The following is a 23,545-nucleotide window of genomic DNA, read 5'->3' as shown; positions in this document are numbered from 1 at the left end:
CGCTTATTTGTCAAGCGCTATTTCTACCGTTTCTACCCCGTCCCCAAATGGCAGGTGGCAGGGTTACTCGTCCTGCGGGTCCTCGTCGGAGCTTGGCGCAGGCTCGGGCTCAGGCACGGGCTCAGGCGCAGGCTCGGGCTCCGGTTCCGGCATGGGCGCGGGCTCGGGCTCAGGCACGGGCTCAGGTTCAGGCTCAGGCACGGGCTCGGGCGCGGGCTCGGGCTCGGGCTCGGGCGCAGGCGCCGCAGCGGAATCGGATACGGGCGCTGCGTCGGTGCTAAAACCAGCCGGAGCAGACTTCTTCTCAAACGGCAGCACAAAGGTCAGGACGTCATCCTTATCCTCATCAGCCCATTCAGCTGCATAACGCGCTACCCAATAGCCAACGGCACGATGCTTGAGCATCTTGCCAAAGACCGTAAGGAATACCGTGACAAACGCCGTCAGCACCAAGAACAATACGAGCGTGATGCCACCGCCGGTAACAAGCGCCTCAATAGCCGAAGGACGGTAGTAGTAGTTATACATACCGACAGAGGCAATGGCGCCGAAGACGAGCGTCAGGATCCATGTGACAACGTTGGCGACCAGACCCGTCAAAAACTCGGGAAGGAACGAAGCGCAGAACAGCTTGGTCTTGTTGTGCTTAAACGCCGCCCAGACCTTGTCGAGCGAAAACGCGCTCTCGACACGACCGGTCACCGCAAAGTGCATCACGGCAATGTCGGCGAACATCTTAAAGAAGACCCCCAAGACCGCCGTGGCAATCATAGCCAGGACAAGCAGGCCAAGCGAGCCAAACAGCGCTGCCTCGAGTGCATAGGAGCCGTAATACGAATACGAGCCCGCGGCGCCAATTACCACGCTCTCCACCAGCGAAAGCACTACACCGATAACGGGAATGGCAGCGATAACCTCGAGCACGACCGAGATAACGCTCGAAAAGACTCCGAGGCCAAACGACGTGGAACGCATGAGTGGACGATCCATACCGCCATCAACCTTGAGCGACAGATCGCGACCCCACTCAATACCAAAGCCGGAACCACACACGCTCGCAATGCAAGCTGCCAAAAAGCCGATGGCAGCTGCAATGCCGCCAATAACGGGAATAAACAGCACGAGTACCGACACAACACAAATCAGCGCCGGTAAAAAGGCAATCTGGCACACGCGCTGCAGCACGCCCGGAGTCTTGGTCATATCCTCAAACGCCTGAGCCACACAGCCCTTGGACGCATTCGCCACGGGCGGTTGCGGAACAAACTGCTGGGGCTGACCCTGAGGGGCAGAGGCTGCGGCACCGGCATTGGGGGCACCACACGCACCACAGAACTTATCGTTGTCGCCCATGGGGGCACCACACTGCGAACAGAACATCGAGATCATCCCTTCGTATCTTGAGCGAATCATCTGGATCGCAAATGATGTCTTTAGCATCATTATCACCCAATGTGGGGACAAATACTCCAACATGACGCATTTGCAATGCGCAGGGCGCTATTCGATTGTTTGATGAGCTCGACCGCGTTAGTTCGTTCCGCGGAAACCCTTGCCGACGATCTCGGAGCTGTCGACAATCGTGATAAAGGCACCCGGATCGACTTCGCGCGCATAGCGGCGCAGCTGCACGGCCTCGCGACGGCTTAGCACGCTCATGATCACCGTCACGCACTTGCCCGAGAAAGCACCGTAGCCGCGGCTGATAGTCGCCGTACGGTTGAGATGCTTGACGATAAACTCCTCGACCTTAAGGGGCTCGGAACAAATGACCGTGCAGACTTTGCGCAGGTGAATGCTCTCGATGGCCTTGTCGACCACAAGCGTCTTGGCAAACAGGCCGAGCACGCAGTACAGACCGACGCGCGGACCGTACAAGAAGGCCGCGATGGTCACGATGCCGATATCGACCAACAGCAGCGCACGGCCGATCTCAAGCGTGGTGCGGCGTTTGAGAATCATGGCGAGGATGTCCGTGCCGCCCGTCGAGGCACCAATATCAAAGACGATGGCGCTGCCGAGCGCCGGCAGAATCACGGCAAAGCACAGGTCGAGCCACATATCGCCCGTCATCGAGACATCGGTCGGAATAAAGAGCTCAAACAGCGAAACATAGGCGGACAGCGCAAACGAGGCAAAGACACTCCACAGGATTGCCTTGCGCTCCAAAAAGATAAAGCCCAGAACGACCAGGACCGCATTGATAATCCACATAAAGACGCCGACGGGCAGGGTCGGGAACAGCGTGGACAGAATGACCGACACGCCCGAGGTGCCGCCAAAAGCAAAGTGATTAGGGGTTTTAAACGCGACGATGGCAAAGGCCGTGAGGATCAGGCCCAAATTGAGCTCGGCAAAAAAGCGCGGAAAGCCCGGCTCCTGGCTGCGCTTGCGACCAGCGCGCTCGCCCCGCTCGATAACATCGCGATCGACCACGCGTTCCATCGGCACTACGGGAGGACGATGCACCTCCTCGGCAGCACGCGACGCCGCCTCTGCCGCAGCGGCCTCAATTGCCCATGCCTTGCTTTCTGTTTCGTGCTCGTCGGCCATTACGGCAACCCCTCGTTAACAATTTGGAAACAATGCGCCCATTAGAGTAACGCGGAACGTGGGGATTGCAACCCTTAGTTAGACGAGCGGTATGACTATATCGGGAGCGTACAAAAACGGCCGGCCACGCTTTTGCTTGCGCGGTCGGCCGTTTAATGTTTTCGCAGATAAAACCTGCCAAAACAAACCTGTCCCTTTTTGGAAGGTTATTCGTGCTGGCTGGTGCGGTGCTCGTACTCCTCGGGGGTGATGACATCCTCGATGCGCAGGTTGACGCCCGCCACCTCAAGGCCAGTCATCGCGGCAAGGCGCTCGGTGACACGTGCCTTAACATCGTCGAAGATCGCGGGCGCATAGGCGCCGTACTCGATGATGACGGAGATGTTGACGACCACGCGATTATCGTCGGTGACCTCGACCGTCACGCCCTTGGTCAGATTCTCGGCACCAAACTGCTCCTGCACAAAGTGCATGAGGTTACCCTTCATGCCCAGAACGTGCGGAACCTCGCGGGTGGCCATGGCAACGATCTTCTCGATCACGCCGTTGGAATAGGTCAGCGAGTCCTCGGACTCATCCGCTTCCTCGTCGTCCTCATCCGTATCGGACTCGGCCTCGACGAGAGCCTCATCCTCGAGCGTCACATCCTCAGCTTCGGCGACGACCGCCTCGTTCTCCTCGAGCTCGGTATCGGCTACATCGACCTTCGTATTAAAAGCCATGGTTCCTCCTTATGCCCGCCGCGGATGCGACAGTCGAATACATATTAGCGGCCGCTAAACAGACGGCCGAAGAAGTTGACGATCCCGTTCTCGCCGTCGCGAATTTGGCCGATCACAGCGCCGATCAGCACGAAGAATGCAATGACGAGCGTGTCCCACAGGCCCAACGTGAGCACCAACACGGCGAGGATAAAGCCGGCGACGGCGCCGAGCGTGGTGTTGGGATGACGCACAGCATAGCTCCAGACGGCAGCGCCCGTACCCTTGATGAGACCCATAGCCTCGTCAAAATCCGCGGCTGCCGCGTCTTGTAACTCGGTTGCCTCTGCTTTGGAATCAACAGGTTCGCTCGCCGACGTGGCGCTCTGGTCAATCGTCAGGCGCGGCGTACGAGCGGTCTTATCTTGATTGGTATCACTCACCGGAAACCTCCACGGTCTGGACGGTAGTCTTGGACGGCAAAAAACGGACGCGCGCGGTCGTACCCGGCGCGCCGAGCATGGTATCGCAGGCTTCTTCGATGCGCTGCTGCATCGCGGTAGCCAGAGATGCCACGTCCTTATCGTCAAGCGCGATAGCCTCGACCTTAAAACGGACGTGCGAATCGTCGGGGCCTTGGACGCGAGCCTCGACATGCTCGACCATCACGCGGTCGTCGCGCTCGGCAGCAACCCTGGCGCACGAAGAAAGCGCCGCAAGGGTAACCTCGATATTGCGCTCCCCCGCCGGATGCACGCAGGACGGTTCGCGACGGGCGAACATCAGGCGGAAAAAGCTCAGCAGTACGCCGATCGCCACGACGCCGGCGCACGCCGTCACGACGATGCGCGGCATGGGGTCGCGCATCAGCAGCATAAAGCGATACGTATACGGCCCCCAAAACTGGCAGACAAGCGTACCCAGTGCCACGATGGCGGCGGCAAGATACACGATCGCTAGGGCTCGTTTGAGTACGCGCACGCGGCGCTCCCTTCAAATCTCGGCTCTCGAAATGCAGAACGGTTCGCATCATTATAAAAGAGCCGGGTCCGGTGCTCTACGCACGCGGATCCGGCTCATCTATTCCACGAGGCTTGCATGCTCGCTTCATTATGCCCAGATATGCACGGCTCAATCCGTGCTGGCGCTACTCCTCCTCGAGGGCAGCGATGACCTCGTCGGTCATGTCCATGGTGCTGTAGACGTCCTGGACGTCGTCGAGCTCCTCAAGACGGTCGATGAGGCGCTGGACCTTCTTGGCGTCGGCGCCGGAAACCTCGGTCGGGGTGGTCGGGACCATGGTGGTCTCGGAGCCCTTGACCTGGACACCCTGCTCCTCGAGCGCCTTGGAGACAGCCATGACCTCGTTGGCAGCAGTCCAGACGATCCACTCCTCGCCGGCATCCTCGTAGTCCTCGCCACCGGCCTCGGCGATAGCCATCATGAACTCATCCTCGTCACCGGCAGCACCGTTGGCGATCATGGTCTCCTTCTTGGCGTTCTCATCCAGGATCTCCTTGGCGACGACGATCTGGCCCTTGCGCTCAAACTGGAAGGCGACGGAGCCGGAGGTGCCCAGGTTGCCACCAGCGTGGGAGAAGGCGGAACGGACATCAGCGGCGGTACGGTTGCGGTTGTCGGTCAGGCAGTCGACGTAGACGGCGACACCGGCGGGACCGTAGCCCTCGTACACGATGTTCTCGTAGACGGCGGCGTCAGCACCCGAACCAAAAGCCTTGTCGATAGCGGACTTGATCTTGTCCTTAGGCATGGACTGAGCCTTGGCCTTGGCAACGGCAGCGGCGAGGCTGGCGTTGTTCTCGGGCAGCGGGTCACCGCCGAGACGGGCAGCAACAGTGATGTTGCGGCTGAGCTTGGAGAAGAGGGCGGAACGCTTGGCGTCCTGCGCGCCCTTACGATGCTTGGTTGTGGCCCACTTAGAGTGTCCGGACATACGTGTCTCCTATCGGTTTCGACCTAAAGCCCAGCGCAGATGCTCGGGCAATATAAACAAACGTCGTTATGATATACCTACTAGCCTGCGAGATAAACCCCAAAATGAAGGCGTCGTGATGATGTCCCCTTTGGTGCAAAGAAACCTGACCCCAATGCACCAAGTTAGGACCAGAGGAAGTCGCTGCGGGTGACGGTGGCGCCGATGGCGAAGGGCATGCAGGCGATGACCGGATACAGGTAGCGCATGTAGGTCGAGCCGTTGCACGGACCAATCAGGCACACGGCGAGCACGCCCAACAGCGGCACCCAGATCGCCAGCGCACGCCATGAATGACGACGCAGCAGGTAGACCACCACGGCAATCATGATCCACACATAGGTGGCCGAGCTCATGGTGAGCGAAATAAACGGGATGCGCTGCACCGCCACACGGTACAGATTGATCAGGTGGTCGCACCAGCGCACCACGTTGCTGTCAACCGGATGGAAGTCGAAGTACTTGAGGTTGTCGGGACGCGCCATGATCTCGGCACTACGCGCCGTGCTGTAGACCCAGGCATCGCGGGCACTCGGATAAAAGTAGCCGTAATAGTTATTGATGAGCGCCGAGATATAGCACTCGGGATCCTTTTTGAACATCTGCGCCCAGACCTCAAAATAGGCCTTGATGTCCTCCTGCGAGGCGTACTCGTTAAAGCAGTTCTTGACGGCATCGGACTTGTCAGGGTTGTAGCGGCGGCCCAGGTTCTCGTACTTGAGCACGCGATCGATCACGACGCGCTCCTCGTCGGTCACCAAGCCGTCGCAAGGAGCCTCCGCGATAGTGCCGTCCTCCTTTACCGTGGGGTTGACACCCGAGTTGAGGCCATCGTGCTTTTGAACGAAACGAGCCGTCTGCTGGAACGGAATCGAGAGAATTTCGCGCTTGGAGCCGGGCGTGATGTCGTGCGCCGGCATAAAGACCTTGGTGAAGTACATATTAGAGGCAAGGCAGAGTACGAGCACCGCGAGGACGCCAACCCAGCGGAAGCGCGGCGTGGCGCATGAGACCGCGGTGCCCGTCTGCTTAGCCGCACGACGAGCGACATGTACATCCCATGCGCAAAACGCCGCCGCAATCACGCAGGCCGCCAACGGAAAGACCAGGCCGCCATTGCGCAAAAACGTGGAACCCATGGCAGCCAGCGCAAGCAACAGCCAGTCGTGGCGCGCAAAGAGCACGGGGGCTTTCTCGCCCGCCCGCTCGACATTGGCATCACGACGGGGCAAGCCACATGCCACGAGCTTGACGGTCTGTACCAGCAGCACCAAAAACGCGTCGGCAAAGAGCACGTCTTTGGTGAGCAGGGCCGCGTAGTTAGAGAACATCGGCATAAACGCAAAGAACAGCAGGATCGCACCGCGAACCGGCAGGCTCACGCCCAGTTTGCGCAGCGACGAAATGGAATAGGCCATGCAGGCAGCCGTGATGACAAATTGAGCGCAGGTATAGATGATGAGGCCCGCGTTAGCGCTGTTGAACAGCGAAAGCCCCAGCTGCACGCACGAGCCGATGATAGCCGTGTGCACGACCGGGTGATGCCCGTTGAGCAGGACATTGGGGTTGAGCAGGCGCAGGTAGTCGCTCGTGCCGTTGGGATAGTTGAACCACTGGCGAATCTGCGCACCCGTATCTCCCATAAAAAGGCCGGGCAGCGAAGCGATGAGCGTGGGCGCCCAGGCGATCATAAGCACCAGGAAGGGCCCGGCAAAGGGATGGGCCGAGAGCACGGCGTGAGCCACACGCCATACGCGGCCAAAGTGCGCTTCGGAAAACGGAATGCGCCGAGAGCTCAGCCAATCTAGACACTCAAAAGCCAGGTAGAAGGCAACGATCGCCAAGAGCATCCAGCCCGCGCCGCCAATCCAGGCACAGATGATGCGGGCCTTGTCGCCAAGAACAATCTCGGCCGAGTCGGTGAGGTCGTAGCTGCGGCCGAACACCATGCAGATGGCGAAAAACAGCGACGGCAGAATGATCGACGGGCGCCAGGTGTCGCCACGGCCAAAGAATACGTAGCGAAACGGCAGCGTGAGCAGGCAGGCAAGCGCAAGCAGCATGACCGCGTCGGTATGGCCGGCAAACGAGAGGAGCACCTCGTAGCACACGTACAGCATGCCCGAGGCTTTGGGGTCAATCGCCAAGACTGCGTTGCTCGAGACCGGCGCGGGATCGATGGAAAACGCCGTGGTCGCCAACAGCGCGAGCAGAAATGCGATGAGCGTCTGCTTGGCGGGGTAGCGCTTAAACCAGACGATGCGGGCAGCGTCGCGCGCAGCCGTTGTGGAGAGGTCGGAATCCTTCACAGTCCGAAAGCCTTTCTAGAAACCTGCCAAAAAGGGACAGGTTTATTTTGGCAGGTTTTATCTGGGGAAACGTTACGGTTCTGTCATCGTTGCCTAGCAAAACCACCACAAAGGTGCCTGTCCCCTTTGTGGTGGTATGTGGCGGTTAGGCGTCGAGATAGATGCGCTGGGGACGGTTGCGGTGACGGGCAAAGATGATGAGCGCCAGGCCCGCAATTACGAGTGGCAGGCTCAGCAGCTGACCCATGGTGATGACGCCGCCCAGCAGATAGCCCAGCTGGGCATCGGGCACGCGCACAAACTCAACGAGAAAGCGGACGATGCCGTACCCCATCACGAACACGCCCATAAACGTGCCCTGGGGCAGCAGCGGCTTTTTGCGGCTGAGCACCTGCAAAATACAGAAGAGCACGACGCCCTCTAGGAATGCCTCATAGAGCTGGGAAGGATGGCGCGGCATATCGCCCGCGGTGCCGCCAAAGACCACACCCCAAGGCAGATCGGTCGGCTTACCCCACAGCTCGCCGTTGACGAAATTGGCACAACGGCCCAGGCATAGGGCCAGCGGGGCGCCGATCACGGCAAGGTCGGCGACGGTCCAGGCGTCGAGCTTATACATGCGGCACACGATGATGCCGCCCAAGATGCCGCCCACCAGGCCGCCGTGGAAGCTCATGCCGCCCTCGTTGGTGGCAAAGATCTCGAGCGGGTGGGTCCAATAGTAGCCATCGCCGTAAAAGACGACGTAAAACAGGCGCGCGCCGATGATGAGGCCAAAGACCGCGCCGACCACGACGCTCGTCAGGTCATCGATCGTAATGTCGAGGCCCCAACGACGCTGCGTGCGGTACATAACGACCGCCGTGAGCAGAGCACCGACCACGTAGGCCAGGCCGTACCAGTAGATGGTGATGGGGCCCGCCGAGATCGCGACGGGATCAAGCATATGGTAGAGGTCGTTGAGCATATCGATCCCCCTGCTCCCTACATACAAATGCGGCCGCGGGCCTTACGCTCGCAGCCGCATATTTGGGCGTAACGTCTATGCGAAGCGTACCGTCCGCAGCTTTCGCATCTTAGAACGGCGCGTACTCGTCGTACAGGTCCTCGGCCTCGCCGGAAGCATTGACCTGCTCAACGCGGGTAACGCCGGGCACATGCTCCTTCAGGATGCGCTCGATACCCATGGAAAGAGTTAGCGAGCTCATGGGGCAGCCGGCGCAGGCGCCCTGCAGCTCCAACTTGACAACACCCTCGTCGTCGACGCCCACATACTCCATATCGCCGCCATCGGCCTGCAGGTTGGGGCGAATCTCTTCAAGAACCTTCTTAAGCAGCTCTTCGTTAACAGCCACAGGGGCTCCTTTCTCACAATAACGCGGGCACGCCCGCGGACAGGGGCTATGTTACTACAGCCATGTACCCGCTTAGGCGCCAGCCATGCGTGCGGACACGACTTTCACGAGCAGTCAATTTGGGACGGGGCTCTTTTGGCTGTTTTGCCGCCAGCTGGCGTTGGCACGCGCTACTGCCGAGCCTGTCCCCCGGTACCAATCTGGACATCGACGATGACCTGGCGGTAGCTGATGCCGCAGGAGTCGAGAATGCGGCGGCTGATACGGCCGTCATCGGTGTCGGCATATTTATTGTCCAGGTAGACGACCTCGCCCACGCCCACCTGCGCCAGGATCTTGGCGCAGTCGTGGCACGGGAACAGCGTGACGTAAACCGTGGAACCCTCGAGGTCCTTGAGCGAGCCACGGTAGTTGAGCACGGCGTTGGCCTCGGCATGGACCACGTAGTTGTGCTTGTCCTGCAGCGGGTCATCGCTCGTACCCCACGGGAAAAAGTCGTCGTTGAGCGCCGAGGGCGTGCCGTTGTAACCCACCGAAAGGATGCGGTGGTTGGTGCTGGCGATGCACGCTCCCACCTGCGTGTTGGGGTCCTTGCTGCGGCGCTGCGCGGCGATGGCCACGCTCATAAAGAACTCGTCCCAGCTAATAACGTCGCGGCGCTTGCCCGACGCGGTTTGATGAAGATCGTCCGACATGGCAGACACCTCCGCAATCGCAATAGTTTGGCCCATTGTAGCAGGTGAAAGGTAGGGGCGCTTATCCCACCAGCCCCTCGCCCTACGCGCAGCGGGGCTTTTGGTTGATGCGGTAGAGCTCGGCGAGACCCCGCAACGTCAGCGCGTCGTCTACCGTCAGGCTATGGCCGACCAGCGCCGCAAGTGCCTCGGCATCGTCGCCGGTAATGACGATGGGCACATCGCCCTCCCCCGCGGCCTTGGTCGCGCGCATCTCGGCAAGCACCATGTCGAGCATTCCGTCGATGCGGGCTACCTCGCCCAAAACCACACCCGAGCGCATGGCCTCGCGCGTGTTGCGTCCGATGACGTGCGTTGGCGCCGAGGGCTCAACCTGGGGTAGGCGCGCTGCTGCCGCCGAAAGCGAACGGGCGCCGAGGGCCAGGCCTGGCGCGATAACGCCGCCCACAAAGGTACCGTGCACGTCGATGACCTCGATATTGGTCGTCGTGCCCAGGTCAATCACGATGCACGGCGAGCCGTAGACGGCGCGGGCCGCCACGGCATCGGCGATGCGGTCGGGGCCGATCTCGGCCGGATCGTCGTAGTGCACGGGTATGCCGGTCTTAAGTCCCGGCCCCACGGTGAGCACGCGCCCCGTGCAGGTGCGGGAAAGTGCCGCCTTCCACGGGCGCTCGAGCGCCGGGACTACACAGCTCAGCACGGCCGCGGCGGGTGCAAGCACCCCGGGCACACCTGCATCGGCGGCGAGCGCGCCCATGACCTGCATAAGTCGCATGCGCGCTTCGTCGGCCGTAATGCTCGACGGCGTCGTGATCTCGCATGTCGCAAGCGGACATTCCTGCGCCGCGGCCGAATCCTCTGCAAACAGGCCAAAGCGAATGAACGTGTTGCCCACGTCGACCGTCAATATATATGCGCACCCATTAAGCATCGTCGGCGCTCCTTTCGTCTGCCCAGCAGTATATCCCGATGATTATTCTGGGACGGGGATTTAAAAATCATTGCGTACCTGATGATTTTTAAATCCCCGTCCCAGAATAATCATCCTTCGGCTTCGTTTGGGATAGCTAAAAAAGCCCAGTCCCAAATTAACTGCCGTGCCGCTATACTGGTGCGCGGTCGTTTGCGAGTTCACGCGGCGACCCTTGGTAACCCGACTTCCCGCGCCGTATCCGTAACGGCGCTCCCGGGGGAAGCGGATATACGCAAAGGAGTTTTATATGAGCAATCCCTCGAACCGCGCTTCGATGCGCGGGCAACTCACGCTGCGCGGCGTCGTCATCGGCGTCCTTGGCTGCGTGATCATCACGGCAAGCTCGGCCTACACGGCCCTCAAGATGGGTGCACTCCCCTGGCCGATTATTTTCGCTGCCGTCATCTCGCTGTTCTTCCTGAAGCTCATGGGTGACGCCAGCCTCAACGAGGCCAACGTCACCCACACCATCATGTCCGCGGGCGCCATGGTCGCCGGCGGCCTGGCGTTTACCATCCCGGGCGCCTGGATGCTGGGCTATGCCGACCAGATCAGCTGGCTCGACATGTTTATCGTGGCACTCGCCGGCACCATCTTGGGCCTGCTGGCAACGGCGCTCATCCACCGCCACTTTATCGTGGACGCCGCGCTGGAGTTTCCCACCGGCAATGCCGCAGCTCAGACACTGCGCGCCACCGAGGCCGGCGGCAAGACCGGCAAGCAGCTCTTTGGCTCCATGGCCATCGCAGGCATCTACAGCGTGCTTCGCGACGCTCTGGGCGTGGTGCCCAGCATGCTGTGCACGCTCAATATCCCCGGCGTGACCTTTGCCATCTATAACTCGCCCATGCTGCTCTCCATCGGCTTTTTGGTTGGCTTCGCCCCGGTTGCCTTCTGGTTTGCCGGCGCGCTGCTAGGTAACTTTGGCATCATCGTGGGCGGCACCGCTGCCGGTCTATTCGACGTTGTGACTGCGCAGGGCATCGTCAAATCGCTCGGCATGGGCCTCATGATGGGCTTTGGCGTCGCCGTCGTCCTCAAGGACATCCTGCCGCAGGTCGCCGGCATCGCCCGCGGCCTCGCCGCCGACAGCTCCAGCGACACCGACGAGCAGTCGCTCATCTCGGGCTCGCTTAAGCTCGACGCCGGCATCATCGGCCTGGGTACTGCCGCCATCGCCGTGATCGTCGCCATCGCGCTCGACCTTGGCCCCGTCCCGGCCGTCATCGTCACGCTGTTCACCTTTGTCACCACCATCATGAGCGCGCAGAGCTGCGGCCAGACGGGCATCGACCCCATGGAGATCTTCGGCCTCATCGTCATGCTCATCGTGGCTGCCTTCGCACAGATCGCCCAGGTCAAGCTGTTCTTTATCGCCGGCATCGTGGCCGTGGCATGCGGCCTTGCGGGCGACGTCATGAACGACTTTAAGGCCGGCGCCGTGCTGGGCACCAATCCGCGTGCGCAGTGGATCGGCCAGGCCATCGGCGGCATCGTGGGCGCCCTGGTCGCCGCTGCCGTCATGGTCGCGCTTGTCACCGCCTATGGTCCGGATGCTTTCGGCCCCGACAAGAGCTTTGTGGCCGCGCAGGCAAGCGTCGTCGCCACCATGGTCTCGGGCATCCCGAGCGTGCCGTGGTTCGCAGGCGGCTTTATCGCCGGCATCGTCATGTACTGGCTCGGCATTCCGGCCATGATGATCGGCCTGGGCGTGTACCTGCCGTTCTACATGTCACTCACGGCATTCCTGGGCTCCTGTATCAAGCTCGCCTACGACAAGTGGTCCGCCCACCGCGACGCCACAGCTGGTCTTTCTGACGAGGAGATGGCTGCCAAGGACGCCGCCTTCCAGGAACAGGGCTTGGTCGTTGCCAGCGGCCTGCTCGGCGGCGAGTCCATCGTCGGCGTTATCCTGGCGTTTGTCTCCGTGGGCTTAAGCCTGCTGGGCTAAGCTGAGCAGCTGCTCGACAGCAACCATATTGTCTACGATTTGCCCGGTCGGTAGCTTTCGCGGCTACCGACCGGGCTTTTTGATACCAACGCAAAGAAAGGCCGGCGCGCTGCGTATGACAGCGCGCCGGCCTTATCGGTTTAGCTATCGAAGCGTTCCTGCTATGAACCGAAGTTCGTTGCAGAATCTACGCTCGAAACGCTACATCTGCTTGCGGCGACGATCGCCCAGCGTCACACCCGCAGCCACGAGTGTAATACCGCCGATAACGAAGACCTCGCCCGCAAGCGCAGAGTCATCACCGGTCTGGGCGAGCGCGGCAGGCGCGGCCTGTTTCTTGGCAACGGGGGCCTTTGCAGCAGTCTGCGCAACCTGAGGCTTGGCCTGCGGCTCAGCCTTGGGATGATACTTGTCGTACTCGGCCTGCGCGGCAGCCAGGGCATCCTTGGCATCGCCAAGCTCGGCAAGCGCGGCGGCATAGGCGTCGTTGGCATCGGACAGCTTGGCATCGGCATCGCTCAGAGCAGCCTTGAGGCCAGCGGCGGCATCGACGGCGGCCTTATAGCGAGCGTAGGCAGCGTTCAACTTGACCAGCTTCTCGTTGCCCGTCGTGCCCGCGGCAAGGGATGCCTTGTGGTCGACAGCCTCAAGATCGGCCTTGAGTGCCTCGTCGTTGGCAAGCTCGGCCTTGGTCTTGACGATCTCGAGGTTCGCATCGACGACGGCTTCGTTGGCGGCCTCGAGCTGCTTCTGGGCATCGGCGACACCGGCGACGGCAGCGTCATAGGCGGCCTTGGCGTCGTCGACCACCTTCTGAGCGCCGGCGAAGCGCTCGAAGGCCTTGTGTGCGGTGGCAAGCTCGCCCTCGGCGGCCTTAGCCTTCTCCTGTGCGTCGGACAGGGCCTGCGTCTTGGCGGCAACTGCCTGCTTGGCGTCCGAAAGAGCGGTCGCGGCGTGCGCATCTGCGGCCTGAGCCTTGTCAACGTCAGCCTGGGCAGTGTCGTCGGCCTTCTTGGCCTCGCCTAGCGTGCCCTGCTTGTTCGCAAGGTCCGTATTGGCGGCATCGCGCTTGGCGGTAAGGTCCTTGACCGAAGCAGTGGCGTTGTCATACGCCTCATTGGCCTGATCGGACTTTGCCTTGGCGGCATCGCGGGCGCTGCGAGCCTTCGCCTTGTGAGCAGCGGCATCGGCTGCCTTCGTCTTGCTGTCAGCAAGCGCGGCGTTTGCCTTATCGAGAGCTGCCTGGGCAGTAGCGGCCTTGCTCTTGGCGGCATCGAGGTTCTGCTTGAGGGACTCGATGTCGATTCCGCCGAGTGCGTCCTTCGCGGCGTCGTATGCCGTCTTCGCGGCGGCGGTGTCGGACTTAGCCTTCTCGTACTCACCCTTGGCGGTGTTCATGTTCACATCTGCTGCGGTGAAAGCGTCCTGGGCGGCATCCTGCCCGTTTACAGCTGCGAAGTAAGCTTTCCTAGTAGTTCCAAAGTTCTTCTGCGCCTCGGCGAGCTTGCCCTGAAGCTCCTTGAGCTGCGCCTTCTGCGCCTGCGTGCCGCCAGCGTTATAGGCAGAGTCGATGTAGTCGTTCACGAGCTTCTTGAACTCGGAGACAGTGAAATCAGCCTGAGTATCATCAGCGCTGTAATCGAATACGGTTACCTCGGAATCGGTGTTCTTACCGCTACCGGTCGCGATACCGATAGCCACCGTAGCGGAATCGATAATGTTGAGATAGTGCCCGCAGGTGTCTCCTCTTTGATTGCCATTCTTATCTTTTGTACCGTGATACACATCGTAATAGTTTTGGTAGATATAGTACGAATCATAGCGATGAGCCATGAGATCTTTGCCGGCCTCGCTATCCACACCGTACTTTTTAATCCAATTCTCGTAATTAACCTTCTCCTGAGTGTAGAGGCCGGTATAGGGCCATCCGAGAGTGTCCTCAGTCTCGCCGCCGGTATATGCGCCGCCGCCGCCAGCAAGGTTTTCCCCATTGTCGAAGTAACAGTCCGAGTGTCCCCAGATGTTCGATGAATATGATGCATTAAGGGCGGCTGCCACAGTCATGCGGAGGCTGACGCTGAGCGCCGACTGACCGTTCGCCTTGCGGAGGTTGTTCTGGGTGTCGAGATATGTCAGGGCGTTGCGCATCTGCTCCAAGGAAAGCGGGTTGGTGTCGCGAGACATGTCCTGATCGACGTACTGGTCATACCATTCGGCCTTGTCAGCGGCACCGGTCAGCATCGATACGGCGTCCTGGGCGTTCTTTTTCTGCGTGGCTGTGAACTGGCTGCCGTCGCTAATATAGTTCATGAAGCCGAGTATACCTTGGCTGATGACTTCCTGGTCAACGGTCATGTTGGACTTGAGGTCAGCAATCTGCTGCTCAAGAGCCTCAACCTGGACATTAGCAGCGTCATAAGCCTTTTCCGCGGCGTTCGAAGCAGCGCAGGCTGCCTCCCACTCGCTGCGCTTCTGCTTGCGAACTTCGACAAGCTTATCGTACTCCGCCTTCTTGTCGGCCTCGGTCTGCTGGGCCTGCTCGTATGCCGTCTTCGCGGCGTCACGCTTACTGGCCGCGTCCTTGTACTCCTTGTTTGCCGCATCGTATGCAGACTGGGCAGATGCCACAGCAGCGTTGGCGGCGTTGGCCTTCTCCTGCGCGGCAGCGACGGCAGCCTGGGCGGCCTGCAGATTTGTCTGTGCGGTGGCGTCGGCATCCGTCGCGACATTGAGCTCCGCCTGCGCGGTCTTGAGCTCACCAGCAGCAGCTTTCTTGGCGGCCTCAAGCGCACTCAGGTCAACACCCGTACCCGAGACGGCAGCATCGAGCGCGGCCTGCGCCTGGTCGAACTTCTGCTGGGCGTTATCGCGCGCGGTGGTTGCGGCTGCGAGAGCAGCGGCAGTCTCCTGCTTCTTGGCCTGGGCAGTCGTCAAAGCTGCCTCGGTATTCTGCTTTTCCTGCTGGGCGCTGGCCTCGGCAGCCTTGGCCTGGTCCAGATTGTCCTGTGCAGTAGTAACGGCCTTATTGGCGTCATCGAGCTTTGCCTGCGCGTCCTCGACGGCCTTCTTGGCGGCCTCGTACTCGTCCATACCCATGGCCTCGAGCTTGGCCTGGGCATCATCGAGGGCCTTCTTGGCCTCATCCTGCTTTGCCTTGGCGTCCTTGAGCGCCTGGGTCTTATCCTCGACACTCTTGTTGGCCTGTTCGAGCTGATCGTTCAGGTTGCCCAGCTTCTTCTGCTGCTGCTCAGTCTTTTCGACGGCTGCCTTAAGCTCGTCGATCTTCTCCTGAAGCGCGGCTACCTCGGCCTCGTTCTGCTCGGCGGCGTTATCGGTCACGGCCTGCGAGGCCTGATTCTTTTGCTGCTGCGCTTGCTTTTGAGACTGGCCCGCCGCGTCGGCCTTCTTCTGGGCGGCATCGTAGGCGGCCTGAGCGTCCTTGAGCTGCTTTGCCGACTCCTCGGCCAGCTGGGCAGCCGTCTTTACGACCGCTTGGTTACCGGCGGCAACGGTGTTCTCTACAGAACTACCCCCCCCCCTGAACAGAATCGCCGTTACCGGTTGACGGTGCGGCGATTGCCGCCAGCGGCGACATGAGCGGCTGAGCAATGAGGCCCGCCGTCAAAACGGTTGCGACGGCGCGGTTAGCAACGCCCTTGACGTTGACGGCCTTGGCCCGAGGCTCAAAGTGCTGTGGACTGTAGTTTGCCATGGCTTTCTCCCTTTGACACGGATGTATCCATACGCTTCAAAATGTAGGAGCTGATTTTTGAATTCTGTTGCGCAACATTGGTCACCAGCGGATTTTTTGAAATTCGCGCTCTCGTGCTTCACAATTTCGTCACATATGTAGGAGCTGGCGCATCATATTCTTGCGGGATCGAATTGAGCCTGTGATTTGCATTTGCTCCCGCGTCATCCGCCCTATCGGATTCCGCATCCAACAGACACCCCGCCCGCCACGGTGTAGAGTAAGGGCGACGGGCGGGATACGCGGCCCTTGCCAAAACGAGGTGGACATGGAACTCGATAAACAACAGATCAAGCGGCTGCGCGAACGCCATCACCGGCGCCACGGCATCCGCCCTGCCCATAGTGAGGCCATGGAGAACGCCACCCGCTTCCTAAAGCGCGCATTCAACATTCGCGAGGGACGCGCGCCCTATCACGTGATCCGCAAGCGTTTTGTAAACGGGGCGCGTCTGACCGGCTCCCACCTATGCATCCTCATCATCGCCATGTTGATCGCGAGCATCGGCCTCGATATCGATTCGGACATCGCCATCGTGGGCGCCATGCTCATCTGCCCGCTCATGGGCTCGGTTCTTGCCATGGCATACGGCATTGCCACGCTCGACCGCGAGATTACCGTCGAAGCCGTCGCCAGCCTTGCGCTGCAAATGGCCTTTTGCCTGGTCACATCCACGTTGTACTTTAAGCTCTCGCCCCTTGGCACCACCACGGCCGCCATTATCGACAATTCGACACCAACTGTCTGGGACCTCGCTGTCGCGCTCGCCGGCGGCTTTGCAGGCGGCCTGGGCAACTCGCGCGACCAGGAACCCGCCACGCTCATCGCCGGTGTGGCCGTGGCGACCGCGCTCATGCCACCCCTGTGCGCGGCGGGCTACGGCATCGCCATCGCAAGCGGGTCGCTGTTTCTCTCGGCGCTTTACGAGTTTGGCATCAACGTGGTCTTTATCGCACTGGCTGCCGAAGCCGTACTACTTCTATTGCGTGTGCCGCTCAAGCGCGACCTCAACGGCGACGGTATTGTGACTGCTGAGGAAAATGCCGAGGTCGACGAGCTGTCACGCAAGGTGCGCCGCCGCATTATTGTGGGCACGGTGATCTTTGCCATCCCCTGCATCGTTATGACCGCGGGGTCTATTGGCTCGGCGCAGGTCGGCGTGCAGGACGGCTACGGCGTCACCGAGACCACACGCGAGCTTGCCGCGGTGCTGCCGGGCTTTAAGGATTACACCGTCGCCGTCGAGACCTCGGCCACCGAAGGGGACGAGGAAGGCATTGTAGAGCGCGAAATCGTCGCCCACGTGACGACGAGCGAGACACTCGGGGCACACGACCGTCACGTCGCCCGCAAGCTCATTGACCTCAACGTGCCCGAGCTCGATCGCGTGGAGTTTGATGTGAAGTGATGCCGGCGCGGGATGAATGCTCGCACGGACGCAAGCCACGACAAGGCACAGACGCGATACGGACACGAGCAAATTGCGGGGTGCAGTTCACACCCGAGCCCCGCTCGCTGTTTTATTGCCGTGAATCAACTGTCCGCATCGACATCGCCAGACTCCACCGTAAACGCCGGACCGGTACTCACCAGATAAAAACGGGTCACCCTGGTATCTCTAAATAGGTAGAGCAAGCCCTGATCGCGTCGGCGTGACAAGTACGCCACGTGGACCGCACCGAATTCTTCACCGTTTTCCTTCTTTAATATCAGGATGTTGGGGTCATCCGTACGCTTAAACTGCCCGTCTGTGCAGATTCCGTCTTGGTCGACCAGCTGCCATCGACAGTTGTCCTCCTCAAGAAAAGCCAGGGTTTCCCGACTCGTTTTGTCATCCCGATAGTAACCGTCAATGGCAAAGCCTTCGGAAACGCATTCCTGCATATAGGATGTTTCTCGATTTATAGCAAACTGCCCTGCAGCGCCCAGGAGCACAGCCAGGCAAACCACCGCAAGGGTTATCGAAATAACACGGCGATCCATGTTAGCCCAACCGATAGTTGTTTAACGGAGCACAAAACATACCCGGAACCTCCGATATCAGGGCAAACGTCACCTACGGCCTGCCGGCAATCATATGTTTCCAACATCAAACCATATGGTTACAACTCGTTGGAGATAGGTTCCATGAACGGACGATAATTTGCGGCGAACGGCTACATATGTTCATTATCTCAGGGTTCTGGAGGCAATTTTTGGTGCCACCGAGACGTTGTTTTCGGAAGTATGCGGCAAATTCCGGAGCCCTCGAGCACACCCCGGTTTTTCACCAATAAAACCGCAGGTACAAAGCTTGGGCATATCCAGTGTGCTCGGCCTATTCAAATTTTGCCGCATACTTCCGAAATCCGAGTCCGCTGAAGGCGCCTGCAACGCTATTTACGCAACATATGTGCAATAAAAACGGGTGGCAGCCGGTACGGCTACCACCCGTTTGTCTCATATCCAGCACAAAGCAGGCCAGTTACTTCTTAATGCCGCGTCCCAGGCGCTCGGCGACCGATGCCACGGCCTCCTCGCTGGCCGGCCCGCAGCTCACACAGCCGTCATGAGCACGCATCTGGCCGGTGACCTCGTCCATCGCGAGCGGCGCCACCTTCTCGAGCTTAAAGCCCTTACCGGCGCGCATGTTCTCCTTGGCCACACTGATCATGAGCTTAATACGGTTGAGCTGGTTGACCTCGGATGCACCGGGGTCGTAGTCCACCGCGACGATGTTGCTCTCGGGGTGCTGACGGCGCAGCTCCTTGATCACGGCCTTACCCACCACATGGTTAGGCAGGCACGCGAAGGGCTGCGTGCAGATGATGTTGGGCGCGCCATGATCGATCAGGTCGAGCATCTCGGCCGTGAGCAGCCAGCCCTCGCCCATGTTGTTGCACACCGAAAGCACCGTGCGGGCCTTGTCGGCCATGGTGCCGATGCGCTCGGGTGCCTCGAAGCGGCGGGACTTCTCGAGCATCTCCTCCACCGGCGTGCGCATCCAGTCCACAAGCTTGATGAGCGCCTGCATGCCCGCACGCGTCGTGGCAGAGCTGCCTAGCTCGTCTTTTTGCAACTCAGCATTGCTCATGGAGTACAGAAAGAAGTCGAGCAGGCCCGGCACCACGGCCTCGCAGCCCTCGCGCTCGATGACATCGACCACGTGGTTGTTGGCCGTGGGGTGGAACTTGACCAGGATCTCGCCGACCACGCCCACACGTGGCTTGGTGCCCTCGCCCACGAGCGGCATGGTGTCGAACGCGCGGATGGCCTCGCGGCACAGCTTGGTGTAGTTGTGCCTGTTGAACTTAGGCGCCAGCTTGCGGGCGCGCGCCATGTACTCCTCGTAGAGCGCGTTGGCGGCACCGGGCGTAGCCTCGTACGGGCGGCAACGATAGAGCATCTGCATCATCACGTCACCAAAGAGCACCGCGTAGACTGCTTGCTTGAGCAGCGCCGGCGTAATCTTAAAGCCGGGGTTGTCCTCGCCGAGCGCCACGGCCGAAAGCGAGATCACCGGGATCTCGGGGTGGCCGCTCTCGCGCAGGGCCTTGCGGATGAGCGCGATGTAGTTGGTGGCACGGCAGCCGCCGCCGGTCTGGCTGATAACCACGGCCGTCTTGGACAGATCGTACCTGCCGCTCTCGATGGCCTCCATAATCTGGCCCGTTACCAGGATCGACGGGTAGCAAATGTCATTGTTCACGTAGCGCAGGCCGGCCTCGACGGCATCGTGATCGGTCGAGGGCAGCAGCTCCAAGTTGTAGCCGGCACCGCGGAACACCTCTTTGACCAGGTCAAAGTGGATCGGCGCCATCTGCGGGCACAGGATGGTGTAGCCCTCCTCGCGCATCTGCTCGGTAAAGGGCACCTTGGGCCACGCGGTCGAGGCGCTTTCACGCTGCGCCTCGAACGTGTACTTGCGGCTCGCGAACGCGGGGGCATCCTTGGAGGGAGCCACCGGCGCGGCATCGCCCTGCTCGTAGGCCTCGCCCGCGGCCGTGGCCTCGGCCAGGCGCTCGGCCTCCTGGTCCTTAAGCGCGGCCATGAGCGAGCGGATGCGGATGCGCGCGGCACCCAGGTTGGATACCTCGTCGATCTTGAGCACGGTGTAGATCTTGCCGCTGGCTTCCAGAATCTCCTGCACCTGATCGGTGGTCAGGGCGTCCAGACCGCAGCCGAAAGAGTTGAGCTGGATCAGGTCCAGGTCGTTGCGCATCGTCACAAAACGGGCGACGGCGTACAGGCGGCTGTGGTACATCCACTGGTCGACGACGCGGATGGGGCGCTCGGGCTTCACGAGATGCGCGAGCGAATCCTCGGTAAAGACAGCAAAGCCAAAGCTCGAGATAAGCTCAGGCAGGGCGTGGTTGATCTCGGGGTCGTTATGGTAGGGGCGGCCGGCGAGCACAATGCCATGGCCACCGTGGTCCTCGACCCACTTAAGGGCCTCCTCGCCCATGGTCTGGATGTCCTCGTGGAAACGCGCGTCGGCCTCAAAGGCGGCGTTGACGGCGGCATCGACCTCGGAGCGCGTGATCTTGGGTCCACGCACGCGACCGCGACCGGCTTGCGCATCGGCCACACGGTCGACGGCGAGCACCTGGTACAGACGGCGCTTGAGCTCGGTCTTATCGTGATAGGGCACAAACGGGTACAGGAACTCGATGTTCTGCTCGCGGATCTCGTCGATGTTGAGCGCCAGCGCCGTGGGATAGCTCATGACGATGGGGCAGTTGTAGCAGTTACCGGCGGTCGGGTCCTCCTTGCGCTCCCAGCGCACGCACGGCATCCAGATAAAGTCGACGTCACGGTCGATGAGGTTCATCACATGGCCGTGGCTCATCTTTGCCGGGTAGCACACGCTCTCGGACGGCATGGACTCGATGCCCGCCTGGTAGGTCTTCTTGCTCGACTGGTCGGACAGCTGCACGCTAAAGCCCAAGCGCGTAAAGAACGCATGCCAGAAGGGGTAGTTCTCGTACATGTTGAGCGCGCGCGGGATGCCGACGGTACCACGCGGGGCCTCGTCGGGGCTCAGTACCTCGCGGTCAAAGAGCAGCTCGTTTTTCTTTTTGAAGAGGTTGGGTGCCTCGGTCTTCTGCTTTTTGTGGCCGGCGCCCTTCTCGCAGCGGTTGCCGGTGATAAAGCGCCTGCCGCCGCCAAAGTCGTTGACGGTAAGCTGGCAGTTGTTAGAGCAACGGCCGCAGCGGACGTGCTTTTGCGTCACAGTGAGGTGCGCGATGTCCTCGGCCGAGAGGATGGTCGAGGTGCCGTCGGCGCCGGCGCGATCGCGGGCGAGCAGGGCCGCACCATAGGCGCCCATGCATCCGGCGATGTCGGGGCGCACGGCGTGCACGCCGGTGAGCTGCTCAAATGCACGCAGCGTGGCGTCGGACATAAAGGTGCCGCCCTGGACGATCACCTGGCTGCCGATCTCCTTGGGGTCGCGCAGCTTAATGACCTTGAACAGGGCATTCTTGATGACGGAATAAGACAGGCCGGCCGCGATGTCGCCCACCGTGGCGCCTTCCTTTTGCGCCTGCTTGACGCGCGAGTTCATAAAGACCGTGCAGCGGCTGCCCAGGTCGACGGGGGCCTTGGCATGGATGGCGGCATCGGCGAACGCGCGCACGTCCATGTTCATAGAGACGGCGAAACTCTCGATAAAGCTACCGCAACCCGACGAACAGGCCTCGTTGAGCATGATGTGCTCAATCACGCCGTCCTTGACGCGCAGGCACTTCATGTCCTGGCCGCCGATGTCCAGGATAAACTCGACGCCGGGCAGGAATGCCTTGGCGCCGCGCAGGTGCGCGACGGTCTCGATCTCGCCGGAATCGGCCTTGAGGGCCTCGATGAGCAGCGCCTCGCCGTAGCCCGTGGTGGTCACGTGGCCGATGGTGCAGCCGGCAGGGATGTGATTGTAGAAATCGGCCATGATGACCTTGGCCGTGCCCAGGATGTCGCCGTTGTTGTTGCCGTACCAGGTGTGCAACAGCTGGCCGTCCTCGCCCACGAGCGCGGCCTTCATGGTAGTGGAGCCGGCGTCGATGCCGATGAACACGCGGCCGGTGTAGCCGTCGAGCTTACCCTTGGGGACGACTTCCTGGTCGTGGCGGTTCTTGAACTCGGCAAAGTCCTCGTCGGTGGCAAAGAGCGGATCCAGGCGCTCGACCTCGGCACCCTGCGTGTCACCCAGGCTGTCGATGGCCTCGATAAGCTGCGGGAACGTGCTGAGCTTGTTGGACTCGTGCGCCATGGCAGCGCCGCTCGCCACAAACAGGTGGGCGTTTTGGGGCACAATGCGGTGCTCCTCGTCCAGGTTGAGCGTGAGGTAGAAGCGGTGGCGCAACTCGGAGAGATACTGCAGCGGGCCGCCCAGGAAGGCGACGTTACCGCGAATGGGACGGCCGCACGCCAGGCCCGAGATGGTCTGGGTCACGACGGCCTGGAAGATGGAAGCGGCGACGTCCTCGGGGCGGGCGCCCTCGTTGAGGAGCGGCTGCACGTCGGTCTTGGCAAAGACGCCGCAACGGCTGGCGATGGGATAGATGGTGGTGGCGTTGGCCGCGAGCTCGTTGAGGCCGCTCGCGTCGGTGTGCAGCAGAGTGGCCATCTGATCGATGAACGCGCCCGTGCCGCCGGCGCAGGTGCCGTTCATGCGCTGCTCGATGCCGTTGTCAAAGTAGATGATCTTGGCGTCCTCACCGCCCAGCTCGATGGCGACATCGGTGGCCGGGATAAGGGTCTCGACGGCGCGTTTGCTGGCGATGACCTCCTGGACAAACTCCAAGTCGAGCCACTGGGACAGCAGCAGACCGCCCGAGCCGGTGATGGCGCAGGTCATCTGGGCCGTCGGCAGCACAGTCGCGGCGCCCTCGAACAGATCGCGGGCGCAGGCACGGACGTCGGTGTGGTGGCGCTGGTACTTGGCGTAGACGATCTGGTTGTCATCGTTGAGCACGGCAAGCTTGACGGTGGTGGAGCCCACGTCGATGCCCAGGTGCAGGTTGCCGCGGGCGGCCTCGGGGTTGAAGATCGCGCCTTCGGGGGCGTGGGCGGCGGTGGCGGTTACGGACTCGGCAACGTTGGGCGTGGCTGCGTCAGCGGTGAGCGTCTCCCCTGCCGCGTTCTTGGCATCGGCAACTGCCTCGGCAACTTTCTCGGCAGCCGCGGTCGCGGCCTTCTGCGCGGCGTCCACCACGGCGGGCGCGGCCTCGCGTGCGGCAGCGACCATACGATCCTTGATGCCCTCGACGAGTTTGCTCATTGTCTC

The 23,545-nt window shown here is 61.1% G+C and carries 16 protein-coding genes; 2 read left to right on the top strand and 14 right to left on the bottom strand.

Annotated elements, in window-relative coordinates; all coding sequences use genetic code 11:
• Positions 1–63: 63 nt before the first annotated feature.
• The 11 genes from DW136_RS06895 to DW136_RS06845 all read right to left on the bottom strand — a co-directional run bounded on the left by DW136_RS06895 (position 64) and on the right by DW136_RS06845 (position 10,540).
• The gene (locus DW136_RS06895; RefSeq protein ID WP_158551633.1) at positions 64–1,380 is read right to left on the bottom strand and encodes a zinc-ribbon domain-containing protein; all 1,317 of its coding nucleotides are present in this window, start codon (positions 1,378–1,380) and stop codon (positions 64–66) included.
• A 150-nt stretch (positions 1,381–1,530) separates the two neighbouring features.
• The gene (locus DW136_RS06890) at positions 1,531–2,553 is read right to left on the bottom strand and encodes a YitT family protein (RefSeq protein ID WP_117584120.1); all 1,023 of its coding nucleotides are present in this window, start codon (positions 2,551–2,553) and stop codon (positions 1,531–1,533) included.
• A 206-nt stretch (positions 2,554–2,759) separates the two neighbouring features.
• Positions 2,760–3,275: an Asp23/Gls24 family envelope stress response protein gene (locus DW136_RS06885; protein ID WP_055251999.1), complete on the bottom strand. Its 516-nt coding sequence runs from the start codon at positions 3,273–3,275 to the stop codon at positions 2,760–2,762.
• A gap of 44 nt (positions 3,276–3,319) precedes the next feature.
• The gene (locus DW136_RS10145; RefSeq protein WP_233503061.1) at positions 3,320–3,697 is read right to left on the bottom strand and encodes a DUF2273 domain-containing protein; all 378 of its coding nucleotides are present in this window, start codon (positions 3,695–3,697) and stop codon (positions 3,320–3,322) included.
• Positions 3,690–4,235 (bottom strand): hypothetical protein, encoded by a 546-nt coding sequence (locus tag DW136_RS06875; protein ID WP_147351648.1) that lies wholly within the window; start codon positions 4,233–4,235, stop codon positions 3,690–3,692. The genes DW136_RS10145 and DW136_RS06875 overlap by 8 nt, the downstream gene beginning before the upstream one ends.
• Before the next feature lie 166 nt (positions 4,236–4,401).
• Positions 4,402–5,208 carry a YebC/PmpR family DNA-binding transcriptional regulator gene (locus DW136_RS06870; protein ID WP_117584122.1) on the bottom strand — a complete coding sequence of 269 codons (807 nt, stop codon included), beginning with the start codon at positions 5,206–5,208 and terminating at the stop codon, positions 4,402–4,404.
• Between the two features lie 164 nt (positions 5,209–5,372).
• A complete protein-coding gene (locus DW136_RS06865) occupies positions 5,373–7,556 on the bottom strand; it encodes a DUF6020 family protein (protein ID WP_233503853.1) in 2,184 nt (727 codons plus the stop codon).
• Positions 7,557–7,701: 145 nt separating this feature from the next.
• Positions 7,702–8,523 carry a prolipoprotein diacylglyceryl transferase gene (lgt, locus tag DW136_RS06860; protein WP_118289321.1) on the bottom strand — a complete coding sequence of 274 codons (822 nt, stop codon included), beginning with the start codon at positions 8,521–8,523 and terminating at the stop codon, positions 7,702–7,704.
• A gap of 109 nt (positions 8,524–8,632) precedes the next feature.
• A complete protein-coding gene (locus tag DW136_RS06855; protein WP_035137589.1) occupies positions 8,633–8,911 on the bottom strand; it encodes a NifU family protein in 279 nt (92 codons plus the stop codon).
• A 170-nt stretch (positions 8,912–9,081) separates the two neighbouring features.
• On the bottom strand, positions 9,082–9,606 hold the full coding sequence (locus DW136_RS06850; RefSeq protein WP_117584124.1) for a dCMP deaminase family protein: 525 nt from the start codon (positions 9,604–9,606) through the stop codon (positions 9,082–9,084).
• Between the two features lie 82 nt (positions 9,607–9,688).
• Positions 9,689–10,540: a type III pantothenate kinase gene (locus DW136_RS06845; RefSeq protein WP_117770097.1), complete on the bottom strand. Its 852-nt coding sequence runs from the start codon at positions 10,538–10,540 to the stop codon at positions 9,689–9,691.
• A 289-nt stretch (positions 10,541–10,829) separates the two neighbouring features.
• On the opposite strand from DW136_RS06845, the gene DW136_RS06840 reads away from it, so the two are divergent.
• Complete coding sequence (locus DW136_RS06840; RefSeq protein WP_117584126.1) at positions 10,830–12,533, top strand: OPT/YSL family transporter; 1,704 nt, start codon at positions 10,830–10,832, stop codon at positions 12,531–12,533.
• Positions 12,534–12,734: 201 nt separating this feature from the next.
• Here DW136_RS06840 and DW136_RS06835 read toward each other — a convergent pair whose 3' ends face one another.
• On the bottom strand, positions 12,735–16,142 hold the full coding sequence (locus DW136_RS06835; protein ID WP_118289320.1) for a CAP domain-containing protein: 3,408 nt from the start codon (positions 16,140–16,142) through the stop codon (positions 12,735–12,737).
• A 410-nt stretch (positions 16,143–16,552) separates the two neighbouring features.
• Here DW136_RS06835 and DW136_RS06830 point away from each other — a divergent pair, with 410 nt between their 5' ends.
• Complete coding sequence (locus tag DW136_RS06830; RefSeq protein ID WP_117584128.1) at positions 16,553–17,692, top strand: DUF389 domain-containing protein; 1,140 nt, start codon at positions 16,553–16,555, stop codon at positions 17,690–17,692.
• A gap of 125 nt (positions 17,693–17,817) precedes the next feature.
• On the opposite strand, the gene DW136_RS06825 is transcribed toward DW136_RS06830, so the two are convergent.
• Together DW136_RS06825 and DW136_RS06820 are read right to left on the bottom strand one after the other, a co-directional pair.
• A complete protein-coding gene (locus DW136_RS06825; RefSeq protein WP_147329328.1) occupies positions 17,818–18,267 on the bottom strand; it encodes a hypothetical protein in 450 nt (149 codons plus the stop codon).
• Positions 18,268–18,748: 481 nt separating this feature from the next.
• Positions 18,749–23,539 carry a 2-hydroxyacyl-CoA dehydratase gene (locus tag DW136_RS06820; RefSeq protein WP_117584130.1) on the bottom strand — a complete coding sequence of 1,597 codons (4,791 nt, stop codon included), beginning with the start codon at positions 23,537–23,539 and terminating at the stop codon, positions 18,749–18,751.
• Positions 23,540–23,545: the final 6 nt, after the last annotated feature.

Origin of the sequence: Collinsella sp. AM12-1 (genome assembly GCF_003472325.1) — a bacterium.
GTDB lineage: Bacteria > Actinomycetota > Coriobacteriia > Coriobacteriales > Coriobacteriaceae > Collinsella.
The sequence above is the reverse complement of the archived record's forward strand: the minus strand, read 5'-3'. Positions and strand labels throughout refer to the sequence as shown.

What these genes read in the sequence shown, in the direction of transcription:
- DW136_RS06895 (WP_158551633.1), bottom strand. Translation starts at nt 1,380, where the DNA reads ATGTTCTGTTCGCAGTGTGGTGCCCCCATGGGCGACAACGATAAGTTC.
- DW136_RS06850 (WP_117584124.1), bottom strand. Translation starts at nt 9,606, where the DNA reads ATGTCGGACGATCTTCATCAAACCGCGTCGGGCAAGCGCCGCGACGTT.
- DW136_RS06870 (WP_117584122.1), bottom strand. Translation starts at nt 5,208, where the DNA reads ATGTCCGGACACTCTAAGTGGGCCACAACCAAGCATCGTAAGGGCGCG.
- DW136_RS06885 (WP_055251999.1), bottom strand. Translation starts at nt 3,275, where the DNA reads ATGGCTTTTAATACGAAGGTCGATGTAGCCGATACCGAGCTCGAGGAG.
- DW136_RS06840 (WP_117584126.1), top strand. Translation starts at nt 10,830, where the DNA reads ATGAGCAATCCCTCGAACCGCGCTTCGATGCGCGGGCAACTCACGCTG.
- DW136_RS06820 (WP_117584130.1), bottom strand. Translation starts at nt 23,539, where the DNA reads ATGAGCAAACTCGTCGAGGGCATCAAGGATCGTATGGTCGCTGCCGCA.
- DW136_RS06825 (WP_147329328.1), bottom strand. Translation starts at nt 18,267, where the DNA reads ATGGATCGCCGTGTTATTTCGATAACCCTTGCGGTGGTTTGCCTGGCT.
- DW136_RS06890 (WP_117584120.1), bottom strand. Translation starts at nt 2,553, where the DNA reads ATGGCCGACGAGCACGAAACAGAAAGCAAGGCATGGGCAATTGAGGCC.
- DW136_RS06830 (WP_117584128.1), top strand. Translation starts at nt 16,553, where the DNA reads ATGGAACTCGATAAACAACAGATCAAGCGGCTGCGCGAACGCCATCAC.
- DW136_RS06845 (WP_117770097.1), bottom strand. Translation starts at nt 10,540, where the DNA reads ATGCTTAATGGGTGCGCATATATATTGACGGTCGACGTGGGCAACACG.
- lgt (WP_118289321.1), bottom strand. Translation starts at nt 8,523, where the DNA reads ATGCTCAACGACCTCTACCATATGCTTGATCCCGTCGCGATCTCGGCG.